Origin of the sequence: Pleurocapsa minor HA4230-MV1, assembly GCA_019359095.1 — a bacterium.
Taxonomy (GTDB): domain Bacteria; phylum Cyanobacteriota; class Cyanobacteriia; order Cyanobacteriales; family Xenococcaceae; genus Waterburya; species Waterburya minor.
On record JAHHHZ010000011.1, the window covers coordinates 48,587 to 61,310 of the forward strand.

At 40.8% G+C, this 12,724-nt stretch carries 10 protein-coding genes and 1 tRNA gene; 7 read left to right on the forward strand and 4 right to left on the reverse strand.

From position 1 onward, the window contains the following. Positions 1-115: 115 nt before the first annotated feature. Together KME09_02640 and KME09_02645 are read right to left on the reverse strand one after the other, a co-directional pair. A complete protein-coding gene (locus KME09_02640) occupies positions 116-1,033 on the reverse strand; it encodes a flippase-like domain-containing protein (GenBank protein ID MBW4532811.1) in 918 nt (305 codons plus the stop codon). 10 nt (positions 1,034-1,043) lie between these two features. Then, complete coding sequence (locus KME09_02645; GenBank protein MBW4532812.1) at positions 1,044-3,614, reverse strand: tetratricopeptide repeat protein; 2,571 nt, start codon at positions 3,612-3,614, stop codon at positions 1,044-1,046. 282 nt (positions 3,615-3,896) lie between these two features. Here KME09_02645 and KME09_02650 point away from each other — a divergent pair, with 282 nt between their 5' ends. From KME09_02650 to KME09_02680, 7 genes are all read left to right on the forward strand, one after another. After that, positions 3,897-4,076: a hypothetical protein gene (locus KME09_02650; GenBank protein ID MBW4532813.1), complete on the forward strand. Its 180-nt coding sequence runs from the start codon at positions 3,897-3,899 to the stop codon at positions 4,074-4,076. Between the two features lie 180 nt (positions 4,077-4,256). Further along, entirely contained in the window at positions 4,257-5,657 is a 1,401-nt protein-coding gene (locus KME09_02655) for an ABC transporter substrate-binding protein (GenBank protein MBW4532814.1), read from the forward strand. Between the two features lie 155 nt (positions 5,658-5,812). Further along, entirely contained in the window at positions 5,813-7,024 is a 1,212-nt protein-coding gene (hemW, locus tag KME09_02660) for a radical SAM family heme chaperone HemW (GenBank protein MBW4532815.1), read from the forward strand. A gap of 208 nt (positions 7,025-7,232) precedes the next feature. Further along, positions 7,233-7,565, forward strand: a complete 333-nt coding sequence (locus KME09_02665) for a hypothetical protein (GenBank protein MBW4532816.1) — start codon at positions 7,233-7,235, stop codon at positions 7,563-7,565. Between the two features lie 172 nt (positions 7,566-7,737). Continuing rightward, positions 7,738-7,809, forward strand: a tRNA-Asn gene (locus KME09_02670). Between the two features lie 251 nt (positions 7,810-8,060). Continuing rightward, on the forward strand, positions 8,061-9,266 hold the full coding sequence (locus tag KME09_02675) for a glutathione S-transferase (GenBank protein ID MBW4532817.1): 1,206 nt from the start codon (positions 8,061-8,063) through the stop codon (positions 9,264-9,266). Between the two features lie 422 nt (positions 9,267-9,688). Then, the gene (locus KME09_02680; protein ID MBW4532818.1) at positions 9,689-10,195 is read left to right on the forward strand and encodes a hypothetical protein; all 507 of its coding nucleotides are present in this window, start codon (positions 9,689-9,691) and stop codon (positions 10,193-10,195) included. A gap of 49 nt (positions 10,196-10,244) precedes the next feature. On the opposite strand, the gene KME09_02685 is transcribed toward KME09_02680, so the two are convergent. Together KME09_02685 and KME09_02690 are read right to left on the reverse strand one after the other, a co-directional pair. Further along, the gene (locus tag KME09_02685) at positions 10,245-12,041 is read right to left on the reverse strand and encodes a diflavin flavoprotein (GenBank protein ID MBW4532819.1); all 1,797 of its coding nucleotides are present in this window, start codon (positions 12,039-12,041) and stop codon (positions 10,245-10,247) included. Positions 12,042-12,173: 132 nt separating this feature from the next. Continuing rightward, entirely contained in the window at positions 12,174-12,671 is a 498-nt protein-coding gene (locus KME09_02690; protein ID MBW4532820.1) for a phosphate-starvation-inducible PsiE family protein, read from the reverse strand. Positions 12,672-12,724 lie beyond the last annotated feature (53 nt).

Consider the following 12,724-nt stretch of genomic DNA (forward strand, 5'->3'; position numbering starts at 1 on the left):
AACTGTCATTTGAAACTTGGGGAATCAGGGAAATAGGACAATAATTATCTTCCTATTTCCTACCTCCTACCTCCTACCTCCTACCTCGTACCTCGTACCTGCTACTTCCTATTTCTTACTTCCCAGTCTTTCCTCGAAAACAAACTAAAGCCGCGATCGCTTCTGCCAAAATACTAATTAGACGATAAAGTGCCACGGCAGCGATTTCGCTGGGAAATTGAGTATCATCTAGCAGTCCAAAGGCAGTAACTTCAAATATTCCTAGTCCTCCTGGTGCGCCTGGAACGATTAAACCCAGCAGCCAGGCAAAGCTAAAAGAGGTGAATAATTGAGGAATCTGCTGCCAGGTGACAGTTTGCAATGCCACAAAAGTCAGAATAAAGCCGATGGCGCGCAAAATCACAAATCCCATTTCTCCCAAAAAAGGTGCTAGGGGATATTTAGTTAATTTAATTGCCTCAGCTGCGGTAGCATCAGCTTGATTTTTGCGGTGACTTAAACGATGTAAGAGAAAATTGAGAATCCGAGGCTGGATGCCAATCAAGATTGCCACTAAACCAGCTAGCTGTAGCCAGTAACCCTCAAAGCTAATTGTCTCAACCAAAGTACTGCTAACTAAGCCAATCAGTAACGCTGCTGCTGCCATTAATAATGGCTCTAACAACACACTAAGAGTTGCTGCACCTCTAGAGCCACCTTTTTTGCCTACGGCGCTAATTCTGCCGTAAAAGTGCCAAATGTTGCCAGGAGAGTATTTAGCGATATTGGTGACCAGATAAATTCTGATCCCTTCTTTTACTCCTAATGGTTGCTTAAAGATGGCTAGAATCCAAGTCCAGACCCAACCAGACCAAACATGAGCAATGATCGTTGTGAGAGTGGCGATCGCCAAAATTAACCAATCATGGGCATCAATCCGAATTGCGGCGACTTCAACCAGGCGATCTTTTACGGTTGCAACCAGAAAGAATAAAACTCCTCCCAAAATAAACCACCGTAGATAAGGCTTAATCTGAGCAAGTGTTTCTTTCATTCACTGTTAACTAAATACCCAACTTAGACTCAATTCTGGCCAAAGAACTAGTTGCTGCTTCCCAATCTGGCTTTAACTCTACTGCTTTTTGATAGTATTCTCTGGCAACTTCATACTGCATGAGATATTCAGCAACAGAACCCTTGCCATACCAGGCTTCGTAGTAGTCGGGGTTAATTTCTATTGCTTGATTATAAGAATTTGCTGCTTGATCGTATAATCCACTCGCTTTTTGCGTATTACCCAACCCAATTAAAGCAGGTAAGTATTCGGGTTTAATTGCCAAAGCTTCATTGTAAGCCTCGATCGCCTGTTGATATCTTTTTTGTTGATAGTATACTTTCCCCAAGTTATTCCAAGGTACAAAACTGCGATTAGGATCGAGCTCGATCGCCTTGTTAAAATCGGCGATGGCACGATCGTACTCCTTCATTCCAGTGTAAGCCTCACCGCGATTATTCCACAGCCAGATATTTTCTGGAGCAATTTTAATTGATTGGTCGTAAGCAGCGATCGCTTCATCATATTTTTTCAGGCTATAGAGGGTTAACGCTTTACAGTTCCAAAGCTGAGGACTTTGATAGCGTTTTAAAGCGGTGCTACAGGTTTGCAAAGCTCCTTGATAGTCATTTAGTTGTCTTTGAGCCTTCGCTTTCTTCAGCCATACCTGCTCAAAGTTTCTCACCTGTCCTCTGGTATTGGCTAATTTTTTTAGTCCATTTTCATAGTAATTAATGGCTTCTTGGTACTGGTTCGACTCTAATTTAAGATCTGCCTTGTAAAATTCGAGAATTGCCACCCGCTGCGCCCATTGAGCCGCGCCAATCATAAGACCAAAGATGAGAACTGGCGCAATTAAAAGATATTTGTAGAAACCTTTAAACTTAGACTTGTGCTTGATTTTTTGGAGATCTTTGGCAACTCGATTGACAGATTGATATCGCTGACTTTGATCGAGACAAATCATTTTATCGAGAATTTTGGCAAAGTTAGGACTAATTCTAGCTTTACGATGCCATAAAACTTCACCAGTACGGGGGTTTTTCTCTAATTTTTGCGGTGCAGTTCCAGTTAAAACATAAATTGCCGTCATGCCCAAGGCATAGATATCACTAGCACTGGTTGCTCTATCGACAATTTGTTCTGGGGGAATATATCCCGCCTTAGTATTAGGAATTAAATTAACTGCTTTGTTAACCAGACTAAAATCAACTAAAGTTATTTTACCGTTATCGCTGCGCTTAATCAGGCTAGAAGGTTGGATATTCCCGTGAATAATCTGCCGTCGATGAAATGGATTTAGAGCGGTGGCAGTACTAATTAGAATCTCAATTACTTCGGCTTCTGAGAGGATCAACTGATCTTCTACAGTTTGTGCTAGATTCTTGCCCTCGATATATTCTTGAACGATAAAAATTTGTGATTCATCGACAAAATATTCAATTATCGCTGGAGTTCTTTGTTCTTTATCTACTGCCGAAAGATTATCGAACCCAGTCATAATTTCTTGGGTAATAGTTGACAAGGAGGCAACTTGTTGAGAATTTTGTGCTTTTAAGATTTCCAGATAGTAGCGATCGCTATTTTGAGCCAAACTTTTCGCCACATAGGAATTTACGTATTGACTACCTCCTAAGTATTTAACCATTTGGTATTTGCCACCAATGGTTTTACCGATCATTTGCAACGGTTCTAGATCTTGTAGTATTTCGCTGGCGTTGTGATAACGTTGGGAAGCACTCTCTGCCGTCATCCGATTGATAATTTTGAGAAAAGCCTCACTGATGGCGATCTTTTGATTCCAAGAGACTGTCCCATCGGGTTCAGCCATTTCCCATTCAGTAGGAGACTTAGCCGTCATACCAAAAATGACAGTTTTGCCTAAAGCATAAATATCGCTGCTGTAGATTGGTTTACCATTATTTTGTTCGGGAGGCATGTATCCAGGAGTGCCAATAATTTGAGTTTGCACTTGCTGTTTACTAGAATCGAAAGCCATCGTGCCGATTTCTTTAACTGCCCCAAAGTCGATGAGGATCATCCTGCCATCTGACTGGCGTCGAATCAAATTTGATGGCTTAATATCACGGTGAATAATACCCTGTTGATGAACCGATTTAAGAATGCCTAAAATATCTACTAAAAAATCAATTGCTTGAGTTTCATTGAGCATTTGGCGATGAACTTCTTGCTCAAACTCTTCTCCTTCAATAAACTCCAAAACTAGATAAAATTGCTGGTTTTCTTCAAAATGACCGATAAATTCAGGAATTTGCGGATGTTTACCTAGCCATTGCAGCACCATTGCTTCTGTTGCCAAGCGTTCTTTCGCACTAGCCCAAACTGAAGGACTATTAAATTTTGGCTGTAATTGTTTAACGGCACATTTTGCCTGTCCAGACTGCCGATCTGATGCTAAATAAGTTGTCGCAAACCCACCGCTACCAAGTTCTCGAATAATATCAAATCTTTGATTTAATAAATCTCCTGTCTTGAGTGCCTTGTAGCCATACTCAGTAGAATATTCAGCAGAAGAGTTTTGGGACTGGGAAATAGGAATAGTAAAGTCTGAGTCTGACATGACATATCTGGACGCAAGATTTCTAAATTTTAGCGAACATTGGTTAAAAGATTAAACGAATTTCAATTACTGCTAACGGTAGCATAAATAAAGAAAATCTCTTGATTAGTCTAAGAGTTTTGTAGTTTTTAAAGACAAATATTTATATATAACTACGAGCAAGCTTCAGACTAAAATTGTATCTCAGAAGATTCTAATTCACGCTAAAATCTTATTTTGAACCAAAATAAAAATTAACTTTAACTTTAATCAGAGCTAAATTCTGCTTTAACACTTTATTTTATGAGCTTTCTTCGACAATACGTAGCCCCCTTGATGGTGCTTTTAATTTTCTTAATAGCTTTATTTGCTGTAAGTATCCGCATTTTTCTGCCTTCAGATATGGCTGCTCCTGCGCCAATTTCTCAGCTGGATTTGCAGCTGAACACTGCTCAAAACGCTGTAGATAACTTCTGGACTTAGCACTATCAATCAGACTATTCAGACTGCAAACTGATTAACCTACGTCAGTGCAAATAAAAGATAGCATCAAATCATCGAACAGCAATGTGTCAAGTAAATTTGGTTGAAGATGTCTTAAAAATTGTAAGTTATCTTTTACAAAAATTAATTTAATTACTCTGACTAATTTTTATTGCTGTAATGAGCCAAAAAAAAGAAAATATAATTTTACTGTTGTCGCTTTTGATTACAACTGGCGTAATCTCTGCGGGTTTGTGGTGGTTATTTAGCCAAAGACAGACTCCAAATATTGCCGACGGCAATCCAGCAAAAATTGCTGAGACTAATGCTGTTGCTAATGAACCCAGCACGGGAGGTAAAATTCTGTTTCAGCGAGAGCTTAATCCAGAAAAACAAGCTGCGGCTAAAGCGATCGCCGAAGAGAATTATCCAGAAGCTGAATCTTTATTCCAGCAGTCGTTAAATAAGCAGCAAAACGATCCTGAAGCTTTAATTTATCTAAACAATGCTCGGATTGGCAATAGTCAAGCCTATAGTATTGCTGTCCCCGTACCTATCGGCACTGAAGAGACATCCGCTAAGGAAATTCTGCGGGGTGTGGCTCAAGCACAATCAGAAATCAATCAGCAAGGAGGGATTAATAATATTCCCCTCAAGGTGTTAATTGTCAATGATAATAACGATCCTCAAACTGCCGAGCAAGTAGCCCAGGAATTAGTTAAGAACAAGGATATCTTAGGAGTAGTGGGGCATTTTTCCAGTGGGGTGACTTTAGCTACGGCACCAATCTATGAGCAAAATAAATTAGTAGCAATTTCCCCCAGTAGCACCTCGATCGCTATCTCTGATGCAGGGGAGTATATTTTTCGTACCGTACCGAGCGATCGCTTTACCAGTAGTGCTTTAGCTAAATATTTTTTAGATCGGCTGAAGCTGCGTGAGGCGGTCATTATTTATAATTCTCAAAGTGCCTACAGCAGATCTCTCCAGGAAACTTTTACGACGGATATTGTTAGTAATGGGGGAGAAGTGGTGATGGAGGTAGATCTTTCAGAGAACAATTTTAATCCAGCCCAAACTCTCAAAACAGCCCAAGATCGCAAGGCAGATGCACTAGTTTTGCTTAATGATTCGACAATTGTAGACAAAGCTTACTTGTTGATGCAGTTAAATAACCGCAACTTGCCACTACTGGGAGGAGACAGCCTTTATAAACCCCAAACTTTAGAGATTGTGGGGGAGAAAGCTCAAGGCTTAGTTCTAGGCGTACCTTGGCACGCTTTAGGTAGCGCTAATCCTCAATTTTCTGCTGCTGCGCGGAGTCTTTGGGGAGGAGATGTCAACTGGCGTACTGCCATGGCTTATGATGCCACCCAAGCTTTAATAGAGGCTTTAGCTAAAAATCCCAGCCGTTCGGGCATCCAAGCAACTCTTTCAGAGTCAGGCTTTAATGCATCAGGAGCATCAGGAAGCATCAAATTTCTCAAATCAGGCGATCGCAATGCGGGGGTACAGTTAGTGGAAGTACAACCAGGCGCTCGCTCTTCTTATGGTTATGATTTTGTACCTTTGAAGCCATAGTTGCAATTGATCAAAGTAATGGGTAATGGGTAATGGGTAATGGGTTCTATCCAACTAAAATTCGCTTTAAACTCAGGACTTTTTTATATTCATACATCAAAAGTTAGTTTCCGATCAGTTAGTTAAGATTGGGGTATTGATTGTCTGATTAAGTAATGATTAATACCATATCTTCCAAGAACGGTGATTCGGCGGGTACTTGGTCGAAAACAATGCCCACTGCTGCCTATATTCATATTCCTTTTTGTCGTCGTCGTTGTTATTACTGCGATTTTCCCATTTCGGTAGTGGGAGACAAAGGAAGATCTGCTAGTGCGATGATTGAAGATTATCTTGCTGCATTAATTAAAGATATTCAGTTAACTTTTACCGCTCGACAACCCGTAAAAACAGTCTTTTTTGGTGGTGGGACACCCTCTTTACTCTCTCCAGCGCAGCTTGAGCAAATAATTTTGGCGATCGCTTTACGCTTTGGGATTGATAGTGATGCTGAAATCTCGATGGAAATCGATCCAGGTACATTCGATCGCGATCGCTTACTCGGATATTTGGCTGCTGGAGTAAATCGTTTTAGTTTAGGAGTCCAAACCTTTGATGAGGAGTTATTAAAACTCTGTGGAAGATCTCACACCTTAGCTGACGTGATGCAGGCGGTAGAGATAATTCAACAATTGGGTATCAAGAATTTTAGTTTAGATCTGATTTCAGGTTTACCTCAACAAACTCTAAAACATTGTCAGACATCTTTAGAACAGGCGATCGCGATCGCGCCACAGCATTTATCTTGCTACGATTTAGTCCTAGAATCAGTTACCGCCTTTGGCAAACAGTATCAACCAGGAGAAACTCCCTTACCGAATGATGATGATACTGCCGAGATGTATCGATTAACCCAGCAAACCCTTACTGCTGCGGGATATGAACATTATGAAATCTCTAATTATGCTCAGTCTAATTATCAATGTCGCCATAACCGAGTTTATTGGGAGAATAAACCCTATTACGGTTTTGGTATGGGTGCAGCTAGCTATGTTGCAGGGCAAAGATTCAGTCGTCCACGCACCCGTAGAGAATATTATGCTTGGTTAGAGGCAGGGGCAGTGATTGACGCGCCAGAAATATCGTCTACAGACTATTTATTAGAGACTTTGATGTTGGGTTTACGTCTAGCGTCAGGGGTTGATTTAGATCAGTTTAGCCCACAGGTTCAAAAGGCAATTTTGTCCGTCGTTAAGCCTTATTTGAAGCAAGGGTGGATCGAAATTACGGCGAGGGATGATCGATCGGCTAAATTACGCCTTAGCGATCCTGAAGGATTTCTGTTTTCTAATACAATTCTCGCTACTTTGTTTGAAAAATTTGCCTAAAAATTAGTTATAGCCATACTAGACAATATTAGGACGTTTTTTACCTACTACCTACTACCTACTACCTACTACCTACTAACCACTACCTTCGAGCCGATCACCCTAATTGTCCTAATCTAACTTTGTACGACTATAGCTGTGAGCTTCTTAGCTTTTTTGAATTTTATTTCGATAGTATGGATTTAATCAGTCAGACGTAGGAGCAAAGATGATGTATCGCTATATGGTGGCAACAGCTTTAACTGGTTTAAGCGCGCTAGCTATGTCTATTACTATTACCTCAAATTCAGCTTCCGCCGAACCTACTCTCAATTTTAAGGAATTAAATTTTAATGAATTAAATCAGTCTCGCCAATTCTTTGAGTCAGGAAATGAGCTGATCGAACGGGAAATAAAATGGCTACAACAAGATGTCAAATTGCCTAAAATTAAGCTGCCTCAAGAGTATTCCCCGTCTCAATCTAATCAAGGCTCTTACTCTTTATATGCCCAAGCAAAACTAAAGCCGATCTCTAAAACTGTAATCGAACTGGGGGAATAATTACCAGCGATCGCGTTGCTGTATGACTTATAGCAGCGATTGGGGAAGGGGCGATCGCGCTTGCTAGTTTAAGATATCGCTCCCTTAATTAAATCTCGTTAAAATTAGTTTTCGAGAAATACTTGCCAAGTGCAGAGGCATTCGCTATTATTATTTAGTGCTAATGCAGCAATCCTCAGTAGCTCAGTGGCAGAGCGGTCGACTGTTAATCGATTGGTCGTAGGTTCAAATCCTACCTGGGGAGTTTTAAATAAGTGGTAAATAAAATACAGACAGTACAGGCTGGCTATTATTGCTACCTTAGATAACCTGTTAGCTTCTATTTGCCATGACCAGATCGATCTACTCTAAACATATTTAATCGGTTGAATAGTTTGGATATTAGGGATTGTAGGGATTTAGGGAGAATTTTATTTTAAGCTATCATTACAAACTTGATATAAATATAAATACTTACTTTCTCGATCATAAATTAATTAAAAATTAAAAATTTTTATGACAACTGAACCCCTTTCTTGGCAAAAATTAGCAGAACTGACTAACTTTGCGATCGATCCTGTGAACGGCAAGACTAACTCTCAAGCTACCCTCCGTTTATTTGGTCAAACTGAAGCAGATGTGCGGGTAACTCTGTTTCGGGATAATCATGCCTGGTGTCCTTACTGTCAGAAGATTTGGCTCTGGCTAGAAGAAAAGCAAGTTCCTTACCGCATCGAGAAGGTAACCATGTTTTGCTATGGCAAAAAAGAGAGCTGGTATAAGCAAAAAGTTCCTTCGGGAATGCTACCAGCGGTGGAGTTGGATGGGCAAATTATTACCGAGAGCGATGATATTCTTCTGGCTTTAGAAAAGGTTTTCGGTGTTCTGTATCGGGGAATGCAAGACGAGCAGGTGTTAACCCGCAGAAGGTTAGAACGACTATTATTTAGAGCTTGGTGTGGTTGGTTGTGCGAGCGGGCATTTTTTCCTGGACAAGAGCAGAAAAACCGCCAGCAATTTATTGAAGTTGTAGCGATGGTAGAAGAAGCCTTAGCGGCTACTCCTGGAGCATATTTCTTAGAGGAATTTAGTACTGCTGATGTCATCTTTACTCCCTATGTCGAGCGGATGAACGCCAGTCTCTACTACTACAAAGGTTATTCTTTAAGGTCAGAAAATTCTGGTTTAGCAGCATGGTTTGACGCTATGGAAACACGAGCAACCTATCGCGGTACTCAAAGCGATTTCCACACCCATGTTCATGACTTACCCCCACAAATGGGCGGATGTTATGGCAACGGTGAGCCTCAAGCCTTAATTAATCAAGAGAAAGTCGATCGCGGTGATTGGTTTGAATTACCTGATGTCAGTTATCCCGAACCCGCCAACTCACGCGAGGAAGCTTTGCAACGGGTAATTAAACATAAAACCAATATCCTAAAAGCCAATCCTGCTGATGAGCAATTGTTCGATCGAGCTTTACGCTGTGCTTTGACTAACATGATGACGGGAGAAATCATCACTCCACCATTAGGTTCAGATGTAGCTTTGCGCTATCTCAGAGACAGAATTAATGTGCCGAGAGATATGTCAATTTATGCTGCTAAACGATTACGTACAGCATTAGAACAGACGGCTGCTTTGGTAGGCGATGCTCAACCCGAACCTCTGCCAGTTAGACACCGTTATGATCAAAATCCTGCTAATTTTGTGGCTAGTTAAAAGGTCTAATCATATCCAATTAAAACTCGCGCCCTAAAGGATATGCGAAGCGGTATCTCCAACTATGCGAGACAAGTGCTTTAGCACTAGCTTCGCGTCGCAAAGACGCTAAGACGCTAAGATTTTAGGCGTTGCTGATTTGAAGTATACCACAAGGGTACAACGTGAAACCGCAGAGTAATCTGTACGTAGCTCTAAGCTCTAAGCTTTTTAGTTGATTTGCTTGCATAGCGAAAATAGTTGAATTATACATCGATCCAGCAATGCGAGATTTTATTAAAAGTAATTAAGCGGACTTGATCTTAAAGGTTTAAATGTAATCAGTGTCATCGTCAATTCTTGTTAAGTAACGAAAATCAAATGTTTCTCTACGATAGGATCTTAAACAATGTAATCTGTTTGGTTTAGTTGCGAGTTAATCAATGAATTATCTAATTGCTGTATTACCCGATCGCTTTCAGGCGGAAGAAGCTTACACAGCGTTAGAAAAAGCTGGTATTCCCCTGAGTAAAATGAAGATCGCTGGACGAGGCTACAAAAGCGCTGACGAAGTGGGACTATATGATTCTAAGGAGCAGGCGCGAAAAAAAGCAATTTTTATGGCGTACTGGCTGATCCCATTTGGTTTTATTGGCGGGTATATTTTTAATTTAATTACAGGATTACATAACCTCGATTGGGCGGGAGATCCTGGTAATCATATCGTCGGCGGAATCTTAGGGGCGATTGGTGGTGCTATGGGTAGCGTTTTTGTCGGTGGTGGTGCTGGTTGGGCTACTAGTACGGCAGGAGATACTTTTTCCTACCGAGAATACCTGGATGCTAATAAATATCTATTACTAGTTGATAATATTGGTGGATTTGGCGATCGCGCTATTCCGATTTTACGTAAGTTAACACCAGAAATAATTCAAAGCTACAATGCCTAGTAGTAGGGGCGATTCGCGAATCGCCCCTACTTGTATTATTTTCTCATGGTTAATAATGACTTCCTGATTTACGATGTTGAATTGCTGTAATCCCATTACTCTCTTGTATTTCCCCTTGCTCAGCTACCGCATAAATCAAAGTGCGATCGCCAGTTTCTAAGTAACTCTGGACAGTACATTCAAGATGAGCCAAGGCATCTTCAATAATTAAACAACCATTACTAGCAGGTTTAGTAGTCAAATTACCAAAGGAATCGGTACTTTGCTCGTCAAATTCGCCTGTTGTCTTGCTCTTTTCGGCGACACGGGGGCGCGCGTCAAAGTTTCTCCTGACAGTTCTACCTTCATTGAGGATATTCAGAACAAATTTATCCCCAGGATGACTAATTAAATCGCTATGTTCGCCATTTTGTTCTTGAGGGATGGCAATCATTACCCCAGGAGGATTAAAAGTGGCTTGGGATACCCAAGAAGTGAGGAAACCACGATGAACATTATCAGTATGGGTAGTTAGAACACAGAGGGAACCAACAATTCTACCAACTGCTTGTTCAGTGCGATCGATTTGAGTTTCTGTCACTGCCTGACGAGGAGTACGCAATCTTTTAGTTTTCTGCAATTTTTGCGTAAATTCTTTGCCTGCTTGAATACATTCTTTTAACACAGCAGCGGTGGGCGTAAAACGAACCCGAATTGGTTCAAACCCGAAATTATAGTGGGCATCTTTTAGTTTATTGGCTAATACGTCGATCGCTTCACCACTCCAACCATATGAACCAAATACCCCTGCTAGTTTAGTTTTGGCTGCGCTGGCTAAGACGATGCCTAATGCTGTTTGAATTTGAGTTGGGGCATGACCACCCAATGTCGGCGAACCAATGATAAAACCATCACAGGCTTGAATCGCTGTGGTAATTTCTTCCGTTGATGCCAGTTCGCAGTTAATTGATTCTACCGCTACTCCCGACTGTACCAAACCATGAGCGATCGCACTAGCAATGGTGGCGGTGTTACCATAAGCCGAAGCGTACAGTAGAACTACCTGAAATTTTTTGCTAGTTTGTTGTTGACACCACTGCTGATAATCATAGCTAAAACGACTAAGGCTATATTTAATCAACGAACCGTGAGCAGGCGCATAGATTTTGCTGGGCAAAGGCGCAAATTTAGCTAAAGCAGCTTCTAATTGTTTGGTTTGGGTAGCATGGAGACAGTCAAAATAGAAACGACGGTCTAAATCTAATTGTTTCCAGTTATCGTCAAAGATGGATTCATCGCAAAAATGCGCCCCAAAAAATTTATCGGTATAAAGAATTTTGCTTTGAGGATCGTAGGTACATAATCCATCTACCCAACGGGGAGTAGTGGTACTGAGAAACTGTAATTGATGCCCTTGTCCCAAATCTAAAACATCATTATCCCTGACTACTCGAATTTGAGCTTGTCGTTGAGGAAAAATCAAAGCCCCCTTGAGGGCGTTAACCGCTGGTTTAGCACAGATGATTTGCGCCTGGGGTGCGTATCCTGCTAGTAGTTGCACTGTTGCCAAACGATTGGGATTGACATGCTGCAAGATAATATAATCTAATTTTTGCCAGTCTAGGTGCTGTGCTAAAGTTTCCAGATAAATTTGCGTAAAAGATTGTCCTGGCGGATCGATCAACGCCGTTTTATCAGCTTGAATTAGATAAGAATTGGAAGTCGTACCTTTTTGACGAGAATATTCCACTTCAAATTTTAATCTTTCCCAAGTACGCGATCGCAATACCTGTGTATTTGGGGCAATATCTGCTATTTGAACGTCTCTTTGTTTTGCGGGGGTTGGTTTGATGTTTGCTTGTTTCATGATGGTTAATGGGTAGTGGGTAGTGGGTAATGGTTAATGGGTAGTGGGTAGTGGGTAGTGGGTAATGGTTAATGGGTAATGGGTAATGGGTAATGGGTAATTGTTTGTCCGCAGATGAACACAGATGGTTTGTTAGTTGTGGTTTGTTAGTTTTTGTTTATATCGTTCGGATATTTTTTGTTCAGGATCGACACCTTCAAAGGTGGGAGGTAGCCAAACTCTTACTACTAACAAAACTGATAAAACTAACAAAAAAGAACCCGTGGCTAATATCTGAGTCCAGGGAATGTCTAAAATTCCCTTAACAATAATTTCACGCAAAACTGAAACAATGCAGACTTCCACGGCAACGCCAATAGAAACTCGACGTTCTTGCAGGTAAATGATTAGTAAGCGGAATAATTCCACTAAAATCAGCAAAAACAGAATATCAGCCGTAACTTCCGTAAAGTTTAAAGGCGGTAGCAGAGACACAAACATCTCTCGTAACTGAAGCGTCATGAAGCTGAATAACCCAATACAAAGAGAGATAACAATAAAGTCTTGGATAAATTCCAAAATTTTAATCACTCCGCCATGATTTAGCCATTTGTACCAGGGAGTTGAAGGTGTGTTACTAAGTTTTTGCATTACAAAAGGAATTTTTTAATTAGTAATCGGTTATCAGTCATTAGTAATCAGTA